At 46.3% G+C, this 23,037-nt stretch carries 20 protein-coding genes; 6 read left to right on the top strand and 14 right to left on the bottom strand.

The features are described from left to right. Positions 1 to 3 precede the first annotated feature (3 nt). Complete coding sequence (locus H3S94_RS00930) at positions 4 to 1,650, bottom strand: phosphoethanolamine transferase (RefSeq protein WP_198240033.1); 1,647 nt, start codon at positions 1,648 to 1,650, stop codon at positions 4 to 6. Positions 1,651 to 1,653: 3 nt separating this feature from the next. Further along, on the bottom strand, positions 1,654 to 2,460 hold the full coding sequence (locus H3S94_RS00925) for a phosphatase PAP2 family protein (RefSeq protein ID WP_198240032.1): 807 nt from the start codon (positions 2,458 to 2,460) through the stop codon (positions 1,654 to 1,656). A gap of 467 nt (positions 2,461 to 2,927) precedes the next feature. Between H3S94_RS00925 and H3S94_RS00920 the strand changes: the two genes are divergently transcribed. After that, positions 2,928 to 4,304 carry an amino acid permease gene (locus H3S94_RS00920; protein WP_198240031.1) on the top strand — a complete coding sequence of 459 codons (1,377 nt, stop codon included), beginning with the start codon at positions 2,928 to 2,930 and terminating at the stop codon, positions 4,302 to 4,304. Positions 4,305 to 4,407: 103 nt separating this feature from the next. Here the strand turns inward: H3S94_RS00920 and H3S94_RS00915 are convergent, their stop codons facing one another. Beyond that, positions 4,408 to 4,596, bottom strand: a complete 189-nt coding sequence (locus H3S94_RS00915) for a hypothetical protein (protein ID WP_198240030.1) — start codon at positions 4,594 to 4,596, stop codon at positions 4,408 to 4,410. Between the two features lie 476 nt (positions 4,597 to 5,072). Between H3S94_RS00915 and H3S94_RS00910 the strand changes: the two genes are divergently transcribed. Further along, positions 5,073 to 6,209, top strand: coding sequence for an iron-containing alcohol dehydrogenase (locus H3S94_RS00910; protein WP_198240029.1), 1,137 nt, complete (start codon positions 5,073 to 5,075; stop codon positions 6,207 to 6,209). Between the two features lie 200 nt (positions 6,210 to 6,409). Here H3S94_RS00910 and ptsP read toward each other — a convergent pair whose 3' ends face one another. Together ptsP and H3S94_RS00900 are read right to left on the bottom strand one after the other, a co-directional pair. Beyond that, the gene (gene ptsP, locus H3S94_RS00905) at positions 6,410 to 8,677 is read right to left on the bottom strand and encodes a phosphoenolpyruvate--protein phosphotransferase (protein WP_077991262.1); all 2,268 of its coding nucleotides are present in this window, start codon (positions 8,675 to 8,677) and stop codon (positions 6,410 to 6,412) included. Between the two features lie 102 nt (positions 8,678 to 8,779). Next, positions 8,780 to 10,033 (bottom strand): aspartate kinase, encoded by a 1,254-nt coding sequence (locus H3S94_RS00900; protein ID WP_077991265.1) that lies wholly within the window; start codon positions 10,031 to 10,033, stop codon positions 8,780 to 8,782. Between the two features lie 181 nt (positions 10,034 to 10,214). Between H3S94_RS00900 and ubiG the strand changes: the two genes are divergently transcribed. Beyond that, on the top strand, positions 10,215 to 10,961 hold the full coding sequence (ubiG, locus tag H3S94_RS00895) for a bifunctional 2-polyprenyl-6-hydroxyphenol methylase/3-demethylubiquinol 3-O-methyltransferase UbiG (protein ID WP_077991267.1): 747 nt from the start codon (positions 10,215 to 10,217) through the stop codon (positions 10,959 to 10,961). Between the two features lie 45 nt (positions 10,962 to 11,006). Here the strand turns inward: ubiG and H3S94_RS00890 are convergent, their stop codons facing one another. The 3 genes from H3S94_RS00890 to H3S94_RS00880 are packed head-to-tail and all read right to left on the bottom strand — an operon-like array spanning position 11,007 to position 12,452. Then, positions 11,007 to 11,432: a DUF1178 family protein gene (locus H3S94_RS00890; RefSeq protein ID WP_077991269.1), complete on the bottom strand. Its 426-nt coding sequence runs from the start codon at positions 11,430 to 11,432 to the stop codon at positions 11,007 to 11,009. Beyond that, positions 11,432 to 11,689 (bottom strand): glutaredoxin 3, encoded by a 258-nt coding sequence (gene grxC / locus H3S94_RS00885; protein ID WP_198240458.1) that lies wholly within the window; start codon positions 11,687 to 11,689, stop codon positions 11,432 to 11,434. Before grxC ends, H3S94_RS00890 begins: the two co-directional genes overlap by 1 nt. A 43-nt stretch (positions 11,690 to 11,732) precedes the next feature. Continuing rightward, positions 11,733 to 12,452: a ComF family protein gene (locus tag H3S94_RS00880; RefSeq protein ID WP_198240028.1), complete on the bottom strand. Its 720-nt coding sequence runs from the start codon at positions 12,450 to 12,452 to the stop codon at positions 11,733 to 11,735. Positions 12,453 to 12,710: 258 nt separating this feature from the next. Here H3S94_RS00880 and H3S94_RS00875 point away from each other — a divergent pair, with 258 nt between their 5' ends. Beyond that, positions 12,711 to 13,592: a methyltransferase domain-containing protein gene (locus H3S94_RS00875; RefSeq protein ID WP_077994460.1), complete on the top strand. Its 882-nt coding sequence runs from the start codon at positions 12,711 to 12,713 to the stop codon at positions 13,590 to 13,592. Positions 13,593 to 13,716: 124 nt separating this feature from the next. On the opposite strand, the gene H3S94_RS00870 is transcribed toward H3S94_RS00875, so the two are convergent. The 6 genes from H3S94_RS00870 to H3S94_RS00845 form a co-directional block, all read right to left on the bottom strand. Next, positions 13,717 to 15,108, bottom strand: a complete 1,392-nt coding sequence (locus H3S94_RS00870) for an L-cystine transporter (protein WP_077991275.1) — start codon at positions 15,106 to 15,108, stop codon at positions 13,717 to 13,719. Between the two features lie 147 nt (positions 15,109 to 15,255). Next, positions 15,256 to 15,513, bottom strand: coding sequence for a hypothetical protein (locus tag H3S94_RS00865; RefSeq protein ID WP_077991277.1), 258 nt, complete (start codon positions 15,511 to 15,513; stop codon positions 15,256 to 15,258). 106 nt (positions 15,514 to 15,619) lie between these two features. Further along, positions 15,620 to 16,033 carry an 8-oxo-dGTP diphosphatase MutT gene (mutT, locus tag H3S94_RS00860; protein ID WP_255520142.1) on the bottom strand — a complete coding sequence of 138 codons (414 nt, stop codon included), beginning with the start codon at positions 16,031 to 16,033 and terminating at the stop codon, positions 15,620 to 15,622. Beyond that, on the bottom strand, positions 16,030 to 16,821 hold the full coding sequence (locus tag H3S94_RS00855) for a GNAT family N-acetyltransferase (RefSeq protein ID WP_198240026.1): 792 nt from the start codon (positions 16,819 to 16,821) through the stop codon (positions 16,030 to 16,032). Before H3S94_RS00855 ends, mutT begins: the two co-directional genes overlap by 4 nt. After that, positions 16,802 to 18,040, bottom strand: coding sequence for a bifunctional glutamate N-acetyltransferase/amino-acid acetyltransferase ArgJ (gene argJ, locus H3S94_RS00850; protein ID WP_198240025.1), 1,239 nt, complete (start codon positions 18,038 to 18,040; stop codon positions 16,802 to 16,804). The genes H3S94_RS00855 and argJ overlap by 20 nt, the downstream gene beginning before the upstream one ends. Before the next feature lie 99 nt (positions 18,041 to 18,139). Beyond that, entirely contained in the window at positions 18,140 to 19,132 is a 993-nt protein-coding gene (locus tag H3S94_RS00845; protein ID WP_198240024.1) for a peptidylprolyl isomerase, read from the bottom strand. A 446-nt stretch (positions 19,133 to 19,578) separates the two neighbouring features. On the opposite strand from H3S94_RS00845, the gene secA reads away from it, so the two are divergent. Both secA and H3S94_RS00835 read left to right on the top strand, forming a co-directional pair. Then, positions 19,579 to 22,293 carry a preprotein translocase subunit SecA gene (gene secA / locus H3S94_RS00840; protein WP_077991292.1) on the top strand — a complete coding sequence of 905 codons (2,715 nt, stop codon included), beginning with the start codon at positions 19,579 to 19,581 and terminating at the stop codon, positions 22,291 to 22,293. Positions 22,294 to 22,612: 319 nt separating this feature from the next. After that, positions 22,613 to 23,029 carry a Fur family transcriptional regulator gene (locus H3S94_RS00835; RefSeq protein ID WP_077991294.1) on the top strand — a complete coding sequence of 139 codons (417 nt, stop codon included), beginning with the start codon at positions 22,613 to 22,615 and terminating at the stop codon, positions 23,027 to 23,029. Positions 23,030 to 23,037 lie beyond the last annotated feature (8 nt).

Genomic DNA, 23,037 nt, shown 5'->3' with positions numbered 1-23,037 from the left:
TGTTTATTTTTCCATGGCTATCTGACTGGCTTGACAAGATTTAAAAATATCAAGTCGATCATCCTTAAGAGTTGTTTTTACATTCATCATGGTCAGGACGGAAGGGAAAAGATTGTCGTGCGACATCTGTTTTGCTTCTGCGTCTTTCTTTACACAATCGAGATCAAGTTTCATCGAGCGGGCAAAGCCTGCCGATACCCATAAAACAAAGGGAATATGCGTCTGTTCTTCAGGCGCTACGGAATAGGGCATTCCATGGAGGTAAAGACCATTCTCGCCTAAAGACTCTCCGTGATCGGACATATACACCATGGCGGAATCGAATTTTCCTTTCCGCCCGTCAAGTGCGTCGATAATCGAACTCAGGAAATAGTCCGTGTAGAGTATGGTATTGTCATAAGCATTGCGAATTTCTTCGGGCTTGCATTCGCTGAAAACAGTATTCCGGCAATCGGGACGAAAACGCCTGAATGTTTCCGGATAACGCTCGAAATAGGCGGGGCCATGGCTGCCGAGCTGATGAATGAACAACACGCTGTCATGGTCGATATGATCGAGCCATTCTGTTAATTGTTCAAGCATGATGCCGTCCTGACATTCACCATCTATACAATATGCAGGGTCTTTCCTTCCATAGAAGGAAACGGTTTTTACGCGATCTGCTACACCTTTGCTACCCGTGTTATTATCCCACCACTCGACATTCACTCCGGCATTTTGCAAAATATCGGGAAGACTATTTGTTGATATTGCGCGTGCAACCGTGAATTCTTTTCGTGGAAAGGGCGAAAACATACAAGGAAGCGACTGGGCTGTGGCTGTTCCGCATGAGGTTGTGTTTGGAAAATAGACAATATCCCGTTTTTTCAATTCGGGGTTTGTTTCTTTATCATAACCTTGCAGCGAAAAATTATCCGCGCGTGCTGTTTCACCGGCAACAACAACCATCACGCGCGGACGATGGTTTTGTGGCTCGTACGGCACAACCTTGGCATCAAGCCCCACTTGTTTGAAAATACGCGTTTTTGCATGTTCTCTGCGAACCACATATTTGACAGCATTGCCTATCGGAAGAACCGGGTTGACAATGCGCACAATTTCATTGTGTTCGCGTAATGTTGAGATGAGTTGGCGCGACGTAATCAAGGTACAGAATACCGCAATCAGCAAGCAGGGGACAATAACAGAAAGATTAAGCAGCACTTTCTTTATAATGGGAAAATGTTTTACCTTAACCCATAATATCAACAAGCATGGAAATATGCCGGTCAAAAACAGGTGGAAGAAAAACAAAGGTGAAAGAAGGTCGGAAGCTTCTGCCGTGGTTGTCTCTACAGCATTGGCGATCATATCGCGGTCGATAATTGTTCCGAATTGATCGGTAAACCAGCTTGCGACACTGCCTGAAAGAATGAAAATGATAAAAACCGGTTTTATGAAATATTTGGCTGAAAATGTAACGGTCAATGCGATGAAGAGACAGGCAACACCAACACCAATTGCGATAATGGGCGCATAATCATAATTGAATGCTTGCACCACATGTTGCCAAAAAGTGCGGTTAAATGCGACCAGCATATAAAGCGCAACGATGATTGACAGTGTCACACTACCGATAGCGGGGCGATATTTCAAAACAGCGCGAACCATAAATCACCTCAAAACATTGGAGCGAAATTCTTGCGATAAAGACGTTTCGATGGAAAACGGTTTGACATATTCGGCCGGAAATTTTTCGCATTGCCTGTTTGTTTCAGGCAGTTTTTCCAGCTTTTCCATCTCACTTCGTGCAGCCGACAGATCTTTTTGAAAAGCCGGAAGCTTTTTCAGCCGGTCAACAAGTTTTTCCGAATAATCCTCGTCGACTTCAACGGCACTTACACTATGAACACCGCAAATAACGCGGCTTTCAGCTATGCTGCGGGCATGAGCAAAAATTGCAGCGCGATGTTCGGGGAAAAACTCGACCAATAATCGTGCTGCTGTCCATCCTTCCATGGCATGACCGGACGGATAATCATATCCTGAAGGCTTTGTACAAGAAACACCGCCATAGGCAACATAAGGACGGGTAACCTCGAATAGCTTTTTGGATTTTCTTACGAGCTTTTCGGAGTCTTCACTCATTTTTGCAAAAAGCTTGAAAAAATCCGGCATGTTTTCAGAAGTTAGCCGGCGAGCCGTTGCACAACTGAACCCCTGGACAAGCTCGGCCGGTGTTGCTCGTGCGTCACTTATCGCCTGTTTCCAGCGGGCACTATCTTTATAGGAACGGGTGTGCAAAAAAACTTTTTCATCGCGTTTCTGTTCGACACTTCCAGCAGGGGGAGGGGTAATGTCGAGCAACATACGTTGTTCGCCATAACGGTTGAGATAACCGCCTCCGCTCATATAGTAGCCGCTGCAAAACAATATTGAACAGCCAATAACCGTTAAAGTGAGTTTTCCAGTTTTGCGCATTCACAGAGTCCTTTTCGATTTCCTCTCTAAGTGCGAAAACTGACAGTATCCTGAACAAGAAAAATAAACTTCGGGTTGATCTAAAAAATCGGATGTCCGATTTTCAAAAAAAATCTCTATTACCGGTTTTTCGGGCGAGGACGGCTTGCCAAATATCTAATTTATCCGGAACGCGTGAGGGGCAGTTCAGTCTCTCGAACTCGTAAATCCGGCCATGTAACTCAAGTATTTCTATCGTAACTTCCGGAAAAATAGTGATTTCGGATGAGAAAAAATATTAAAAAGAGAAGCCGAAGTTTTTCTGTCAAAACACGAGAGCGGCACAGCCGAATAATAGGGTTCGCATGTTATCAAAATAGAACACTATCATTATTCTGTTATAATCGGACAATCGGTTTCTTTATTTCTTGAATAATCATTGTCTTTTGCCTAACACATTGGAGTTGTTGCGGCGCAGAGGTTAAAAAATGCAGAACAGCTCGTTAAAACAGGGCCTGAACAAGCGGCATGTTTTTTTTATAGCCCTCGGTTCAGCTATTGGAACGGGATTATTTTATGGGTCGGCCGGAGCTATCAAAGTTGCCGGTCCCAGTGTTTTACTGGCTTATTGCATTTCCGGCGTCATGGCATTTATGGTTATGCGCGCGCTCGGAGAAATGGTTCTCCATAATCCGCTTCCCGGTTCGTTTGGCCGCTATGCCTCGAATTATATGAGCCCGTTTTCCGGTTTTTTGACCGGTTGGACTTATGTTTTTGAAATGGTGCTGGTTTGTCTTGCCGATATTACCGCTTTTGCAACTTATATGGGGTTCTGGTTTCCTGAAGTTTCCCCCTGGTTGTGGACGCTTGGAATTACGCTTGTCATAACGGGTCTGAATTTGACGGCTGTAAAAATCTATGGCGAAATGGAATTCTGGCTTTCGGTCGTAAAAATTGCCGCCATTATAGCAATGATTATTGCCGGCTTCGGTATTATGTTGTTCGGCTTTGGAACTGCCACCCATCACGCTACCGGCATTCACAATCTCTGGAGCAATGGCGGCTTTATGCCGAATGGGTGGGAAGGTTTTATCGCTTCTTTCAGTGTTGTGGTTTTTGCGTTTGGCGGCATTGAAATTATCGGCCTTATGGCTGTTGAAGTCAAAGATGCCGACCGCAATATCCCGAAAGCAATCAATGCTATTCCGTTCCGTATTTTGTTTTTCTATGTCGCAACTCTTGCGATTTTGATGTCACTTTATCCATGGAATAAAATCGGTCTTGAAGGCAGCCCGTTTGTGACAATCTTTGAAAGCCTCGGCATTAAATATGCGGCCAACATTCTCAACATTGTTGTCATTACCGCTGCAATCTCGGCAATTAACAGTGATTTATACGGTGCAGGCCGTATGTTGCACGGCCTTGCAGAAGATGGACACGCCCCCAAAAAATTGAATTTTGTTTCCAAAAAGGGAATTCCGGTTTTGTCGGTTCTGGCGATGTTCTGTGTGCTGGTCGTGGGAGTGGTGCTCAATTATTTTATCCATGACAAACTGTTTTTCCTGATCGCTGCCATGGCAACATTTGCAACCGTTTTTGTCTGGCTGATGATTTTGCTCTCGCAGGTTTGTATGCGGTTGAGACTTCCGAAAGCCGAACAAAAACGCTTACGTTATCAAATTCCGTTCTGGCCGGTCGGTTCGATTGTTGCAATCCTTTTTATGGTTTTCATCATCGTATTGTTGGGTTTCTTCGAGGATACAGCAGCCGCTTTGATTGTTGGTATTATCTGGGTTGTGCTGATGTCTGTCATCTATCTTTTCATGAAGAAGACAGGTAAAAATACCGGAATAAAGGCTCATTAATCAGGATAAAAATTGCCGATAGAGATGATGCAGATAGCAGAGAAAGATCTATATCTGCATCGGCTATAGCCTATAGTCATGTGTTTTCAATTCTTGACTTTGTCTAATCCTCGATTTTTGCCGGATATTCCGGCTTTGCAAGCGGCTTTGCGATTGTCTTGGCAGTGCGGGCAAGTTTGTCTATAAAAGAAACTCCGGTTGGTTTGCCTCTTGGAGGGACAATGCGGGCCTTGAGGTTTCTTTCAAAAAATGTCTGCGGGAACCGGTCAGGAACACAGCTCCTGTTCGGCAACGGGTTCCTGTCTCTCCGGCAGGACAGCAGGAGTGGAACGCTGCTCCATTGTCTTCACTCTTCTCACCTTTACAGAATAAGGCAAACCGGCTTTCCAATGTAATCTCTGATTTGATCCGGATTTGGGGTGAAACCGGCCTTTGTGCGCCGGCCGAGGTGGGAATATTCCCGTTTTCAACAGGTTTGTTCTTTGAAAATGCGCTTCGGGGTCGGTTCTATCAGTCATAATGTATTGAAACCTTGCGGCCTTACGGAGCAGGCAAAATCTTTGGAAAAAGTTTCACAGTAGAACAATTGTGAGAGATATATTTTTATATGTTTGCGTTAGAGGCGAAAAATACAAAAACAAGTGATTAGATATTCAAAGTGATAATAATATAATGAATATTTATATAACTTTGTAAGGAGGAAGACACCAACATCAAGGCGATATATTTTTAATTTTATTTCCGATAACCAATGTCAGGGAGGATAAAATGGCATTGATTAACTATTTGACAAGAATACAGTTCGGTTATGGTTCACTTGAAACTTTGAACGAGGAAATGGCACTTGCCGGAATAAAAAATCCTTTGCTTGTGACGGATAAGGGAGTGAGGCAACTTGGTATCATCGACAAGATAGAAAAGATTATCGGCAAAAAATTTGCTGCTATTTATGACGAAACACCGGGCAATCCGACTGAAGCGGCAGTCCGTGACGCCGAGCAACTGTTTAAAAAAATCAATGCCGACGGGATAATTGCTGTTGGTGGTGGATCTGCGATAGATTTGGCCAAAGGTGTTGCAATTCTTGCATCCCATTCACGTCCTCTGAAGGATTTTTCACCGCTTCGTGGTGGCAGTGCAACGATTACATCCAAGAATTACCCGCTCATTGCCATTCCTACAACAGCTGGGACCGGAAGCGAGGTGGGGCGCGGCGCGGTTATCATTCTTGATGATGGCAGCAAAACTGCCTTGGTATCTCCCTTTATCATTCCAAAAGCGGCTATTTGTGATCCCGAACTGACGTTAAGTCTGCCAGCCCGCCTTACCGCAGCGACAGGGATGGATGCGATTTCACATTGCATAGAAACATTTCTGGCCTCCGCGTTTAACCCTCCCGCAGACGGAATTGCTTTGGAAGGATTAAGAAGAGCATGGAAGAATATCAGGATTGCAACCAGAGAGCCGGAAAACAGAGAGGCAAGACTCAATATGTTGATTGCTTCGACTATGGGGGCAATGACGTTTCAAAAAGGCCTGGGCTGTGTCCATAGTTTGAGTCATTCCTTGGGTGGGCTTAATCCCAAACTACATCATGGAACACTCAATGCGATTTTCCTTCCAGCGGTTCTCACCTTCAACCGGTCTGCGGAAAGTGTCAAAGAGGAAAACAAGTTCGATCGTCTGGCCGAGGCTATGGGAATTTCTTCAGGTAAAATGGTTGAAGATGCAATCGTCGAGTTGCGTGAAGACCTCGGTTTGCCGGACAATCTTTCCAGTCTTGGTGTCGAACGCAGTCTTTTTCCCGCTGTTATCAAAGGCGCGTTGAAAGATTCCTGTCATCCAACCAATCCGAAAACGGCAACGGCGGAAGACTATAACAACATGCTGGAAAGTTCATACTGACCGATTTTGAACAAATGTTCCAACCCGTTCAGTGAGTGATTTACGAACGGGTTGGGGGCACGAGTTCGACAATCGCCCTTTCAATTCCGGTTTGTTGATCCCGCCACATGGCAGGACAAATATGTTTTCTATTATTTTTCGATGAAACGGAAAGAAAACGAAAAGAGTGGTTTCAATCAACGTTCTTAAGGTTGCAAATATTATAATGCGATATTGTTTGCTTCTGCGTATTTTATGAGCCATGGACGCAACGTCGATGTTGTGGTCTTGTCAAGCTCGGCAAGGAGCGCATTTTGTAAGTCGCCAATATCAAGCCTCAGCAACATGGCTTTGATAGGTCCTATTGCCGATGGTGTCATTGAAATGCGGCTGAAACCAAGTCCTAAAAGTGCCAAGGCAAGCAATGGCTTACCAGCCATTTCGCCGCATAATGTTACCGGTGTGTTATTGCGTTCTCCCGCTTCGATTATCTTGCGTAAAGCACGCAGGAACGGGGCAGAAAGCTGGTCGAAACGGTGGGCAATTTCCGAATTTCCACGGTCGATTGCCATCATGAATTGGAAGAGATCATTGGAGCCGACCGATACAAAGTCGACAACATGCATGAGTTCGTCAAGCTGGAACAGGAGAGCCGGAACTTCCACCATTGCTCCCAGTTTCAACTTTGTCGGCATTTTATGACCAAAACGGGTAAGATATTTCACTTCGCGGTCGATCAATTTTCGTGTGTGATAGATTTCACCGACCTCGGTTACCATGGGCAGCATCACACGTAATTCCCGCCCGCCGGAAGCTTTGAGCAAAGCGCGCAATTGTGTTCTCATCAGTGCCGGTTTGTCGAGTGTCAGGCGGATTGCACGCCAACCGAGAGCCGGATTTTCTTCTTTCCCTTTACTGCGGAAATAGGGCAAAACCTTATCACCGCCAATATCCAGAGTCCGGAAGGTGACAGGCTTTTCACCAATTTCCTGATAGACCTTGCGGTACAGTTTTTCCTGTTCATGAGCACGGGGAAATGTCGAAGCAATCATGAATTGCAATTCCGTGCGGAATAAACCGATGCCTTCAGCGCCCGATTCATCAAGCTGTGGCAAATCGACAAGCAAACCGGCATTGATTAAAAGAGTAATATGCCGGCCATCTTTGGTATCGGCCGGTACATCGCGCAAATTACGATAGATTTTTTGTTTACGTGCACGAAAACGGGCTTTTTCGACAAAAGCGCTTTCAACATCGGCCACAGGGCGCAGGTAAACTTTGCCATCATCGCCGTCGATTATGACAGGGTCACCATTTTCCGATAGAGACACGACCCCTTTAACCTGTCCAACAACCGGTATCGACATGGCACGCGCAACAATAGCAACATGGCTTGTTGTTGCGCCATCTTCCAAAACCAGACCACGAATGCGCTCGCGTGGATAATCAAGCAATTCGGCCGCCCCCATCGAACGGGCAACAATAATTGAATCCGTCGGCAAATCGGCATTGATTGTTTCGCGGGTTCGCCCCATCAATTGGTAGAGCAGGCGGTTTGCCAGATCATCGAAATCCGATAGCCGTTCACGCAAATAGGGATCAGTCAGGTGTGCCATGCGTGCACGCGTGTCACTCTGGACTTTTTCAACGGCCGCTTCGGCAGTCAAGCCGTTTTTGATCGCTTCTTCAAGGCGCCTTATCCAGCCACGATCATTGGCAAACATACGATAAGTTTCAAGGATTTCACGATGTTCGCCTTCGCTGGCGACATCACTTCTCGAAAGCATATCATCAATTGAAAGACGCAACGAATTGATTGCTTTGGTAAGCTTTTCTGTTTCGGCACTGCTATTTTCGTTGAATAGATTGGTAACGACCAGACGCGGTTCGTGAAGAACAATATGCCCAAGGCCGATACCTTCATTGAGCGACTGGCCGACAAGTGTGAACGCACGGCGCATATCCACATCGACATTGGGGCGGGTGAGCCGCGGCAAGTCGCCCGCAGCAATCATTTCTGCGAGCACCATAGCAACAGTTTCAAGTGCTTCCACTTCTTCATCGCTATAGCCGCGTTTGTTGCGATTTTGCACAACAAGAACACCTAATGTGCGACCTGCGCGCAGGATAGGAACACCGAGAAATGATGAATAGATTTCTTCGCCCGTTTCAGGAAGATAGGCGAAAGCCGGATGTTTTCTTGCATCTGTCAGATTGAGCGGACGGGCAGTGGCTGCAATGGTTCCCACCAAACCTTGCCCCAAACGCAATTCCGAAAGGTGAACAGCGCCAGGATTAAGACCTTCTGTGGCATAGAGTTCCAACATATTGTCGGAACGCAAAACATAGAACGAACAAACCTCGGCGTCCATATTGCGAGCGATTTCGCGGACGATGAGGTCAAGTCGTTCTTGTGAGTCCATGGCGCGTGCCATGAACTCGCGTAGTCGCTTCAGGATAACTTTGGGGCCTACATGGGTCTCCCGCATGATTTATCATATCTCCCATTATGATAGTTAAGTCTTATGCTCATGCTTTCAAAGGTCAACCCGCATTATTTCTTTAGAAGGATAAAGTCCAGAACTTAACCTTCAACCTTTATCCAATCCATAAACAGTATGTAATGTTCTTACTGCCAGTTCGGTATAGGCATTATCAATCAAAATTGAAATTTTGATTTCGGAAGTCGTAATTGCACGAATATTGATGCCTTTTTCGGCCAATGCTTTGAAAGCGGTAGCCGCTACACCGGCATGGCTGCGCATTCCGATACCGATAATCGAAACCTTTGCCAAATCTGTTTCAGACTGGATAACATCAAAGCCGATTTCTTTTTTGTTGGCCTCAAGGGTTGCTACGGCTTTATCAATATCGGTTGCCGGTACAGTAAAGGTCATATCGGTTTTGGAGCCATCTTCCGATATATTTTGTACAATCATGTCGACATTGACATGTTCCTCTGCCAAAGGCCCGAATATAGCTGCGGAAATTCCGGGGCGATCAGCCAAACGGCGTAGCGAAATTTGTGCCTCTTCTTTGGCAAATGCAATGCCTGTGACAACCTGTTGTTCCACGATTTCATCCTCGTCGCAAATAAGTGTTCCGGGTGGATTGATAGGGTCACCCATGCCCGGAGCATCAGGATCCTCGAAACTTGAACGCACGAATGTGCGCACTTTGTGAACCATTGCAAGTTCGACCGAGCGCACTTGCAAAACTTTAGCACCAAGAGAGGCCATCTCCAGCATTTCTTCAAATGCTACTTTTGGCAGACGGCGCGCCTTCGGGTCAATGCGCGGATCGGTGGTATAGACACCATCAACATCGGTGTAGATATCGCAGCGGTCGGCTTTGACGGCTGCTGCAACGGCAACAGCACTTGTATCGGATCCGCCACGGCCGAGCGTTGTGATGCGTTTATCCGGTCCAATTCCCTGAAAACCGGCGATAACAGCAACTTGCCCTTCTTTGAAACGCTGGATCAATTGTGAACCGTCAATTTTTGTAATGCGCGCAGCACCGTGGGCATTATCGGTCTCGATAGGAATTTGCCAGCCGAGCCATGAACGCGCATTGATTCCCATGGATTGCAAAACGATTGCCAGAAGACCTGCTGTTACCTGTTCTCCGGATGCGACAACCACATCATATTCGCGCGCGTCGTGCATGGGAGAAGCTTCACGTGTCCAGCCGACAAGCTCGTTGGTTTTACCGGCCATTGCAGAAACCACAACGGCAACCTCGTTTCCGGCATCGACCTCGCGTTTGACATGGCGCGCAACATTTTTGATGCGCTCGATATTGGCGACAGAAGTCCCACCGAATTTCATTACTATGCGCGCCATTTAAACAACTCTTGCCTCTAATATTTAAAATTGTTCCAAAGCCGGGCCTTGAAGGCATCGTGGCTATGCTGACATAGCCAATATTGAGAATTTAAGCAAGACTGACATATTTACTTGTTTGTCTCTTGACTTTGCCCCATTTAAGACAGAACTCATAAACGTAATATTTTAGGAGAGCCCCATGGCAGAAGCCCCGCGTACCACGATAGATCAGGCCGAAGTAGACCATTTTTCGCGCATTGCCGCAGAATGGTGGAACCCGCAAGGAAAATTTCGCCCTCTCCACAAATTCAATCCTGCACGACTTTCCTATATCAAGGAAAAAGTTTGCGAGGCTTTTGACCGCGATCCGAAGGGGGCCCAACCTTTCAAAGGAATAAGGTTTCTTGACATCGGTTGCGGTGGTGGACTTCTTTGCGAGCCGATGGCGCGTCTTGGTGCTGAAGTGGTGGGGGCCGATGCATCAACAACCAATATCGAAGTGGCGAAAATTCACGCGACTCAATCCGGATTGAATATTGATTACCGTGCAACAACGGCCGAAGATTTGGCAAAAGCTGGCGAAAAATTCGACGTTGTCCTGAACATGGAAGTGGTCGAACATGTTTCGGATGTCGATCTCTTCATGTCCGAAAGTGCCAGAATGGTAAAACCCCAGGGATTGATGTTTGTTGCCACACTGAACCGTACTTTGAAGTGTTGGGGTTTGGCAATTATTGGTGCGGAATATATTTTGCGGTGGTTACCGAAAGGAACGCACGATTATAACAAGTTTTTAACGCCTGAAGAAATAACCGAAAAGCTCAATGGCGCAGGCCTCACAGTGATAGACAAATTGGGAATCACCTATAATCCTTTCAAAGATAGCTGGAACCGGTCAAAGGATATGGATGTCAATTATATGTTGCTTGCCCGCCGCTTGAAATAACGAGCCGAATTTTGTCCAAAAAGTCGGAATTGTTATGCCGGAAGGTCAGTTTTCATCTTCCGGCAAGGTTGCAAGCGGCATAACAGGAATCCCGTCCTCGACAAGTGAAGAAACATCTTCCCCTGTCGCCTCGCCATAAATGGGGCGTTGTTTGACTTCTTTGAAATGAATCCGCCTTGCTTCTTCGGCAAAACGGTCGCCCACATATTCGGCATTTTTGCGCACCTGTCTTGTAAGTTTGCGCATTTCCTCAATCATTCTTTTTTGCTCCGGGTCTAATCCCATTCCCACCTGTTCGTGTTTTTTAGATGTGGAAATAGCCGGAGCCATCAATGTTTTTTCAATATTTGTTGAATCGCAAACAGGACAGCGGATAAGTCCGGAATTTTTCTGATTTGAAAAATCATCATTATTGCGGAACCAGCCGTCAAATTCATGCGCCTTATCACAATGAAGCGAAAAACGGATCATTATTTTTTGCCAAAAAGAAGTGTATCAAGCTCGCCTTTTTCATCAAGCTCGTAAAGATCATCACAGCCGCCGATATGTTTGTCACCGATAAATATTTGCGGAAATGTATTGCGTCCGTTTGCACGTTTTACCATTTCCGGCCGCTTTTGTCCGGAGGCGTCGATTTCTTCAAACGGAACGCCTTTGGAATTAAACAATTCCATAGCACTTTCGCAATAAGGGCAACCCGGACGTGTGTAAATTGTTACATGCGGCATTTTTCTCTCCATTCCCGCTATATAAGTGCCTTTCATTTTTTCCTCAAGAGGCGAGATCTTCGTACAAATCGGGTATGACCCGCGAAAAGGTGAGCACATCGACACTTTCCGCTCCGCCTCGCAACAAAGCTTTTGTTGCCGAGCGGAGGGTAGCACCCGTCGTAAAGACATCATCAATAAGCAGAATATGTTTGTCTCTTATTTTTTCCTTTTGTTTTTCGGGAACACGAAATGCACCGATCATGTTGCGTTGACGGGCTTTTTTAACGAGGCCAACCTGTTGACGGGTGTTTTTCCTGCGCATAAGAACCAGAGGTTCCAAAGGTTTTCCGGTTCTGTTGGCGATGTGTCGGGAAAGCTCGGTTGCCTGATTATATTTCCGTTTTAAAAATCGCCGGTAATGGAGCGGAACCGGTACAATCATATCGGCACTGTCAATAAGTTCTTTTCCTGCCGTCACCATCCATTCGGCCATGGATGGGGCAAGATCGGTGCGGTCGCCATATTTGAGCCGTGCTACCAGAGTGCGGGCAAGGCCGAAATGGGCAACAACCGAACGCGCCCGCCCGAATGGGGGTGGTGATTGGATAGCCTCTCCACTGAAAAAAACGTCACCAGGGTCATAAGTAAATGGAGTTCCCATAATCGGGCAATAGGGTTTGGTTATGAAATGCAGCTTTTGCCAGCATTCAGGGCATATCGTGCCATTCTTGTCGACAAAACACCCGCAACCGGGACACGTTGGCGGAAACAGCAGATTCATGGCCGGTTCGCCAATTCTCTCCTTAAATTCCTTTCCAAGACAACGTATGATTGACAAAATTTTGACCCTTTTCGATCACTGTCTGCATCCGGAATGTGCCGGAATATGATTGCATTCGACAAGAAAATTTCGGGATATTGTGTAACTATAGGCTTTCGGTCTATTCTATCGGTGACCGGAGATATTCCAACCGGTCAGATCTATTCCAACAATGAGTTGAGATTAACCGATTGTAGCTAAAATACAATATATTGAATGATGACAGACCCACGGATTTTTGACCAGAAGAGAATTGAGCAGTTTCGCAATCGCGCTTTTATCCGCTACGGCAATAAGGGCGATTTTTTGCTCAATCATATCGTTGAGGAATTGCTGGATAGATTGCAAACAGTCGATCGTAAATTCGCTCGCGCCGTTGATCTTTTTGGACATACAGGCGCCGGTGCCGAGGCACTCGTCAAATCGGGAAAAGTTGCTGTAGTCGACATTGTTGAAAGCGATAAGCGATATACGAGCGGTTCACACAAATTCTTGCAGCGTGGGAGGGAATTTCTCGACTTGCCCGCCCACTCTTATGATCTGGCTATTTCACTTTTGTCGTTAAGCATGACCAATGATGTTCCGGGAGTGCTTAGCCAAATTCGCAGAATTTTAAAACCCGACGGTCTTTTTCTTGGTGTGATGGCTGGAACAGGAACTCTCGGCGAATTGCGTGAAAGCTTGTTGGAGGCAGAAACCGAACTTTATGGAGGAGTGAGTCCGAGGGTCTATCCTTTCGCCGATATTCGTGACGCTGGCGGTTTGTTGCAAAGAGCCGGTTTCGCTATGCCCGTCAGTGATGTCGAAAATCTCACAGTTCGTTACGATACAGCTTTCCACCTCATTGACGACTTGCGTGCTATGGGAATGCAAAACGCATTGATTGGACGGTCGCGCCGTCCTGTAGGTAGAAAATTCTTCCAACGTGTTGCAGAAATCTATGCCGAACGTTTCAGTGATCGGGACGGGCGTATCAGGGCGAGCTTCTCGTTTATCTGGCTTTCAGGCTGGGCACCGGACGAAAGCCAGCAAAAGCCTGCTCGTCCGGGAAGCGCAACAATTTCGCTTGTCGATGTTCTGGGCGATAAATCGGCTCATTGATAGCGCGTAATAGTTCGATAAACTTTCATTTATCTTTGAAAGCCGGATTAAGCGTTTTCCGGCTTTTTCGCAGGCAATAAAGAGGAATTCGGGCGCAACCGTTTTATGACGGGTGGATTTTCCTTCAAGTGTTGGTGAGTTCCTTGTCATTGTCCGATTCAAAAATCGTTTTATCGGTTTCATGTAAAATTTGGCTGGTGATTGTTGCTGCTGTCATTGATCCGTTCACATTCAAGGCCGTACGTCCCATGTCGATCAATGGTTCAATCGAGATCAGCAATGCAACCAATGTTACCGGCAATCCCATGGTTGGCAGAACAATCAGTGCTGCAAATGTTGCACCGCCGCCGACACCTGCCACGCCGATCGAGCTTAATGTCACGATGCCAACGAGTGTTGCAATCCATACAGGGTCAAGCGGATTGATGCCAACGGTCGGGGCTACCATTGTGGCAAGCATTGCCGGATAAAGACCGGCGCAACCATTTTGACCGATTGTGGCGCCGAAGGAGGCAGCAAAACTTGCAATTGATTGGGGAACACCGATGCGTTCGGTCAGGGCTTCGATATTTAAAGGAATGCTCGCGGCACTCGACCGGCTGGTGAAAGCGAATGTGAGAACCGGCATCACTTTTGAAAAGAAACGCAAGGGATTGATTCCGGAAAGTCCGAGCAAAAGTCCGTGGACGCAAAACATGATTGCAAGTCCCAGATAGGATGCAACGATAAAGGCCAATAATTTCAGAATATCTTCTGCATTGGACGTTGCTGAAACCTTGGTCATAAGGGCAAAAACACCATAAGGCGTGAGTAAAATGACAAGGCGAACCAGTTTCATGACCCAGGCTTGCAATGTGTCTATTGCCGAAATCACGCCTTTGCCTTTTTCCGGATTGTCTTTCATTAAACGTATCGCGGCAGCGCCCAGAAAAGCAGCGAAAATAACCACGCTGATGATCGAGGTCGGATTGGCGCCTGTAAGATCGGCAAACGGATTTTTCGGGATGAACGAAAGGATAAGTTGCGGCACACTCATATCGGCAACTTTTGACATGTAATTGGTTTGAATAGCACTCAGTCGGGCAGTTTCTGCGGTTCCCTGAACCAGTCCTTCAGCCGAAAGGCCAAAAAGATTGACCATCATGACGCCGACAAAAGCCGCAATCAACGTAGTGAACAACAAAATACCAATCGTGATCGTGCTGATTTTACCGAGCGACGACGCCGAATGAAGACGTGCAACGGCCGAAAGAATCGACGCGAATACCAGTGGCATGACAATCATTTGCAAAAGCAGAACATAACCATTGCCAACGATATTGAACCATTCGATCGACTTTTTCAGCCCGGCATTACCAAGTCCGTAGACGAATTGTAAAACAATCCCGAAAATGACACCGATAACAAGTCCGATCAGAACACGGCGGGAGAGGCTCCAACCGGTTCTGGACATCCTTGCGATAGCGATGAGTAGAAGAATGAATATGACGAGATTGGCGATAAAACCGATTATCATGAAAATCTGTCCCTTATGCCGGCATAACAGCACGTTTATATAAAATTATTTCCTAACACAGGATATAGGAGGCAGTTTCGTCGATCTCAAAGAAAGATATTTCAATAAATAAAGATAGTGAGCAAATTTATGCTATTAAAAATGTGGTTATTGAGAATCTTTTACCGTGGTGACTTGCGGGATCGGAGATTGTTTCACAGCACCGGTCATTGTTGTATAATCGACTTTATTCTGGAAAATCGATTGCGTGAATTCTGCATCCTTGCGATCACCCAACATCGGAACGAGAATGAGACCGAGTGCGACGGCAACGGATCCAAAAAGTAATACTATTCGCAAAACACCAGTTCCTGCCGATTGGGTTATGTCGTTACGGTTTGTTTTTGAAAACTCTTGGTGATGCATGATAATTCTCCAGAGTAATTATGAACTATGGTAAAAGTCACCTGTTAATAACCGCTTAACACAAAGCCGGCGTGACAAATTCACGTAAAACAAAGTAAACGATCAGTTAATATAGAATATCTTTCAGAATAGGTATTAACGGTTTATCGGCCGGTGGCATTGGATAGTGATCGAGATCTGCGGCCGAAATCCATTTGATATTTTGCCCTTCGGCTCCCTTTGCTATTCCTTGATAACGTCTGCATATATAGAGTGGCATAAGGAGATGGAATTTTTCATAAGAATAACTGGCAAAAGTGAGCGGTGAATGGCATTCTTCTTTTACAGTAATTGCCAATTCTTCATAAAGCTCCCGAATAAGAGCCTCTTCAGGTGTTTCCCCGGCTTCCAATTTTCCTCCGGGAAATTCCCATAATCCCGCCAATGATTTTCCTTGTGGGCGTTGAGCGAGCAGTACCCGATTATCTGTGTCGATCAATGCACAGGCAACAACTATGAGAATTGGTTTTGAGATTGTCAAACGCCCGGTCTCCAATATTGATAATGGTAGATTGTTTTGAAACCGGCCGCGGTATAGAGGCGCCATGCTGCACTGTTCAAAGTTTCAACCTGTAACCAGAGCCGTTCGATCGGTACGTCCACGGATTTACGCCTGATTGTACTCATCAGGCTTTGCAGAGCAAGACCACCCAATCCACGACCGCGTAGATCCGGCACGATTGCAAAATCGATAAGGCCTACCTGCCCGAAATCGTTCACAGTAATGATATTGCCGATCACACGGTCATCCCGTTGCAGCTCGTAAAATGTCGGTTTTCCCTTGATGCGTTTTAAAAGCTTGAAATAGATTTCGGCATATCGGTTTTCATGCGTGTGGTTACGCACGGTGAGTTTGCAATAGTCTTCAATTCCGATGGCTGTGAGTTTTACATCCGACCCTGAAATATGGGGGAGCGGCTCCAGAGCCATCACCGCTACATCTTTGAAATTTGCCCATCCGTTTTGCTTCAGCTCGTCGAATAGTTCGATCGGGGCAAGCGGTGTCAAACGCAATGGCCGCCTGTAAACGCCATCTTCAAAACAGAGGCGCTTGACCCGTTCTTCGAGATTTTTATTATCATCAGGATCAAGCGGGGTAACCGAATTCACACGTGCCGAGGGAAAATCCGGCGTAGAGCGACAAGCCCAAACGCCATCATAAAATTCTTTTTCCGTAGGCCAGGCACGTGTGGAAAGTGCTTCGAGCCTGCGTATTTCGGCCAGAGTTGTACTCCGGCGTTCTCTATTATCAACTTCTGTAGTCACCATTAATCTCGACATATTCTTTGGTCAAATCGCATGACCATATCGTTGCAGAGCCATTGCCCAAGCCGATATCGGCTTTAATGACGATGTGGGAGCCTTTCATGTAGTTCGAGGCTTCCTCTTCACTATAATGGGGATCACGTTCACCATCAACCGCAAGACGGTGAGGCCCGAACCAGATCGACAACCGGTCACGATCAGCCTCCACACCGGCTTTGCCAACGGCCATAACCACACGCCCCCAATTGGCATCTTCACCAGCCACTGCGGTTTTTACCAATGGCGAATTGGCTATCGAACGTGCAATAATTTTTGCAGCTTCATTTGTTGTTGCACCTTCAACCCTGACTTCAATCAGATGGTGTGCGCCTTCACCGTCGGTGACAACTTGCAAAGAAAGCTCGTGTAAAATTTCATAAACCGCATCGGCAAGAATCGTGTAACGCGGGTCATTTTTTTGGGTAAGCGGTTTGATTTTTTCGTCGGCTGTACCAGTCGCAAATAAAAGCAGCGTATCCGATGTTGACGTATCACTGTCGACCGTAATGGCGTTGAAAGTATCACGAACCTTATCTGATAATATTTCCTGCAGGACGAGCGAATCGACTGGCGCATCGGTTACGATAAACGAGAGCATTGTTCCCATATCAGGGGCGATCATGCCGGCACCTTTGGCAATGCCATTGATGATGACAGGATGACCATCAAAATCGACAGTGCGTGTTGCAAGTTTGGGAAACGTGTCGGTTGTCATAATGGCTTTGACAGCCTCAAGCCATTTGTCTTCTTCAGCATTTTTTGCCATTTCGGGCAAGAGGCCGGTAAAGCGTGATGCGTCCATCGGTTCACCGATGACGCCGGTGGATGCAAGATAGATTTCTTCCGGAGTTGCGCCCAAAGCTTCGGCGGCCGCTTTTGCGGTAGCATTTGTTGTTGCAATGCCTTTTTTGCCGGTAAATGCATTGGCATTGCCTGAATTGATGACAACGCCGCGCGCAATTTTATGAGAGAGAATTTTTCTGCAATGGTCAACAGGAGCAGACGGGCATTTTGAACGTGTGAACACGCCGGCAACGCTTGCATTTTTATCAAAGACAATGAGAAGAAGGTCGGTGCGGCCTTTATATTTTATGTGTGCTTCTCGTGTGTCAAGACGGACACCTTTGATAATCGGCATTCGGGGATAAGTCTTTGGTGCAAGCGGAGAAATTTTACCAGCCATAGCAACCTCATTTAAAAAAGCGGAAATCTGAAAAACAATAATGCCGGACAAAGCTTTTGAAAAGGCAATTGTCCGGCATTTCAAAAATAAAGCCAAGTTTTATTGATCTTCTTCGTCGGATTGTTCACCGGGAAGGTCACCCGTATCGCTATCCGGTTGCTGCATCAATTTGGCAACGTTTTCGTCAGGATATTTGACATCCATTTTACCACGCAATTCGCCTATCAATTTGACGTAGCGTTCCCGTGCTATCATATTGCGAATACCGTCTTTGACATCGGCAAATGCAGGTGGCTGTTTCTCGCGACGGTCTTCAACCTTGATAACGTGCCAGCCGAACGGGCTTTCAACCGGTGTCTTTGTATATTCACCCACTTTCAAAGCAAAAGCGGCATCTTCAAACGGCTTGACCATTTGTCCGCGGCTGAAGTAACCGACATCGCCACCTGTTGTAGCAGCCGATTTTTCGCTCGATTTGGCCTTGGCAAGGTCATCGAATTTTGCGCCTTTATTCAGGCTTTTGATAATGTCTTCAGCTTCTTTTTTCGTCTTTACCAGAATATGGCGGGCGCGCACTTCCTGTTCTTTGGGAAGACCGGCGATTTCTTTTTCGTAACGCGCTTTGACATCATCATCGGTAATTTTATCGACAATGGAATTTTTGAAATAAAGCTGCTGAAGAACGTTATCACGCATAATAGCCATGCGTTTTTCGTATTCAGGTGTTTTGTCGAGACCATCCTTCAATGCTGAATCGGATAAAGTCTTCATATCGACATAAATTTTCAGAACGGTAATCCGGCGTTGCTGGTCGGGCAAACGGGCAAGTCCCGGATCAATGTCATTGGCCATAGCGTCAAGGTCGCCTGCGGTTACGTCTTTCCCGTCGACAACAGCCATTACATGCGAAGGATCAACAGGCTTTTCGGCTTGTGCAGCAGGCGCAGATAACGGTTCCGGCAATTTCGGTTGGGCAGCAGGAGCCGCAGCATTCGGCGTATCCGGTTGAGGCGTGTTCTGTGCTAGCGAACTCAAGCTTGTGCCAAGCAATAGAGCTGACGATAGCAACAGGGTAGTTGGAATGAATTTCATAAACGGTCTCCTTGTGAACGGACAAGCGTTCTGGACTGAAATTTTGGTTAAATTCGGGACAGTCATATCATGTTGTTCAGAAAGTTGATAAAAATGTTATGGGTTTTTAAGGAAAATTCACATCTTTTCTGTGGCTATTGTGTAAACGGGGTGTTGTTGCAATTTCCAAAATATGTGCAAAGTCTGTAGAAAGGGGTGCGAAGTCTGGAAAACAGGCGGGTTTTTACCCATATTTTCTATAGGCATAAACTTTGGTCTCAATGTTGACAGAAAAAGACTCCACACCTATCTGTGTCGTGAATATTGGGTAAACTTTAAGTTTTAAGATTTTATCGGCATTGGTGCACTCACAAGCGGTTGCACGCACTGCCGTTGAAGGTTAAAGCGTGTACGTCACTCAACAGGCGTTATAAAACGCCAGCAACTAACATCGGAAAGGACCAGAAATGGTCAGTTTAGGCGGCCTTGCGCGCAAATTATTCGGTTCAGCTTTTGAACGTCGCGTTAAATCTCTTCGACCAAAGGTTGCGGAGATCAACGCACTTGAAGAAAAATTCAAGAATTTGAGCGATAGCGAATTGCGGCAGAAGACCGATGAATATCGTAAAAGATTGCAGGAAGGGGAAACGCTTGATTCTCTCTTGCCGGAAGCTTTTGCAACAGCAAGAGAGGCTTCCAAACGCGTTTTCGGTTTGCGACCCTTCGATGTCCAGCTTATTGGCGGCATTGTTTTGAACAATCGCGGCATTGCGGAAATGCGTACCGGTGAAGGTAAAACCCTGATGGCGACATTACCGGTCTACCTCAATGCTCTGGAAGGCAAAGGGGTGCATGTCGTCACCGTCAATGACTATCTGGCAAAACGTGATGCCGAGACGATGGGCAAGCTCTATGGCTTTCTTGGCCTGACCACAGGCGTTATCGTTCATGATCTTGATAATGACCAGCGTCGCGCTGCCTATGCCTGCGATATTACTTACGGCACAAATAATGAACTCGGTTTCGACTATTTGCGTGACAATATGACATTCGACCGTAGCCAGATGGTGCAACGTGGCCATCATTACGCGATTGTCGACGAAGTTGATTCTATCCTTATTGACGAAGCAAGAACACCGCTTATCATTTCCGGACCGCTGGAAGATCGTACCGATTTTTATAAACAGATCGATACGTTTATTCCGCCGCTCAAACCGGAAGATTATGAAATCGACGAAAAGCAGAAGACGGCAACTTTCACCGAAGTCGGTACGGAAAAAGTTGAAAAAATGCTTGCCGAGGCAGGCCTGTTGAAAGGCCATGGCCTTTATGACATCGAAAATGTCAAGATTGTGCATCACATCAACAATGCATTGAAAGCCCATAAACTGTTTACGCGCGATAAAGACTATATTGTGCGTAATGGCGAGGTCATGATTATTGACGAATTTACCGGCCGTATGATGCCGGGGCGTCGCTATTCGGAAGGGCTTCATCAGGCTTTGGAAGCCAAGGAACATGTTGCTATCCAGCCGGAAAACCAGACGCTTGCCTCGATCACCTTCCAGAATTATTTCCGTATGTATGATAAATTGGCCGGTATGACAGGTACTGCGGCAACCGAAGCGGAAGAATTCGGAAATATTTATGGTCTTGAGGTGATTGAGATCCCGACCAATTTGCCGGTCAAACGTATCGACGAGAATGACGAGGTCTATCGGACTGTCGAAGAAAAATATCAGGCAATTGTTCGCGATATTCGTGCCTCGCATGAACGCGGGCAGCCTATTCTGGTCGGTACAACGTCAATCGAGAAATCGGAACATCTGGCTGATCGCCTGCGGAAAGATGGTATTACCGGTTTTAACGTATTGAATGCCCGTTATCACGAACAGGAAGCCTATATTGTCGCACAAGCGGGTGTGCCGGGAGCAATTACGATTGCTACCAATATGGCAGGTCGTGGTACCGATATCCAGCTTGGTGGCAATGTCGAAATGCGCGTTGAACAGGAATTGAAAGATGTTCCCGAAGGTCCTGAACGCGATGCGAAAATTGCAGCAATCAAAGAAGATGTTGCAAAATTGAAAGAAAAGGCGCTCGCTGCCGGTGGCCTTTACGTTCTGGCAACAGAACGCCACGAAAGCCGGCGTATTGATAATCAGCTACGCGGTCGTTCCGGTCGTCAAGGCGATCCCGGACGGTCGAAATTCTATCTGTCATTGCAAGATGATCTGATGCGCATTTTCGGTTCCAATCGTATGGATGGAATGTTGCAGAAACTCGGCCTGAAAGAAGGCGAGGCGATTACCCACCCGTGGATTAACAAAGCACTCGAAAAAGCACAGAAAAAGGTCGAAGCACGAAACTACGAAATCCGTAAAAATCTTCTCAAATACGACGATGTCATGAATGACCAACGCAAGGTTATTTTTGAACAGAGAATGGAGGTTATGGATTCCAAAGACCTGACCGATATGATCGCGGAAATGCGCGATGAAGTTATAGAGGATCTCGTTGAAAAATACGTGCCACACGGCACTTATTCGGAACAATGGGATGCTATCGGACTTCGCGACAAATTGCGCGAATTGTTCAATCTTGATTTACCGGTCGAGGATTGGGCAAAGGAAGAAGGGATCGCCGAAGAGCAAATATTGGAACGCGTCAAGAACGCCATGGAAGAACGGGCAAAAGAACGTGCAGAACGCTTCGGTCCGGAAGTTATGGCCTATTTCCGCAAAGCCATGTTGCTTGAGAGCATTGATACATTGTGGCGCGAACACTTGGTCAATCTTGACCATTTGCGTTCGGTCGTCGGGTTCCGCGGTTATGGCCAGCGCGACCCGCTTAATGAATACAAGACCGAATCTTTCGAGCTGTTTCAGGCGATGCTTTCCAATCTGCGGCGCGATGTGGTTTCCAAACTCATGCGATTTGAAATCGTCGAGCAGCCGAGCGAACCGGCACCACTTCCTGAAATGCATGCCGATCATCCTGAATTTAACGGTCAGGATGATGCGGAAGGCCTGATTTCGGTAGCTACTGAAAATGATACCGTTGTTGCTCCCTCAAAACGGGATCCGAAAGACCCGACAACATGGGGAAAGGTCGGACGGAACGAACTTTGCCCTTGTGGGTCGGGCAAAAAATACAAACATTGCCACGGTTCGTTTGTTTGAACCGGAAATGATAGTGCCCTTCCGGTCAGGTGTTGATAGGCAGCAAAAATTCCGGTGTTGAAAACCGGAATTTTGCTTATCTGAAAGTCCGGAATTTTGAATTGATGCGCAAAGTGCGCTCGTTTATGTCAGGCATGTTTGTTGTGGTTGAAAAATATGATAAATATTTATAAGTCGAATTTGTAAGATAAGATTTTTCTTTAAAATACAGTATAAGCTTGTCCGATCTGTTTTTTTAAAGATAATGTGCGGGGTAGAAGTTTGAACAAGAGTCCCGTTTCCTTTTACATGTAATGAAATTAACGGTTCTGAAGCTATCATGGAAGATAAACCCGATTATGAAAAAGAATTACGCAAAAGTGGCCTTAGGATAACAAGGCAACGACGTATTATTCTTGATCTTCTTAATAATAATCTGGATCACCCGAACGCGTTCGAGCTGTTCAAGCGGGCTAGCGAAAAGGACCCGACAATTTCATTGTCGACCGTTTATCGTACGATGAAAGCTCTGGAGGAAGTCGGGGCAATTGAACGGCACGAATTTGAAGGCGGACCATCGCGTTTTGAACAGAAAAACCGCGAGCATCACGACCATCTGATTGATATTGATACCGGCGATGTTATCGAATTTCGCTCCGATCTTATTGAAAAATTGCAAGAGGAAATTGCCCATTCGCTGGGCTATGACATTATCCATCACCGGTTCGAGCTTTATGGGAAAAAACGCAAACGTTAATGCCGCGT

Source organism: Bartonella sp. B10834G3, from assembly GCF_016102505.1.
In the GTDB taxonomy this organism is placed as follows: Bacteria; Pseudomonadota; Alphaproteobacteria; order Rhizobiales; family Rhizobiaceae; genus Bartonella; species Bartonella choladocola.
This window is presented reverse-complemented; position numbering and strand designations above follow the sequence as displayed.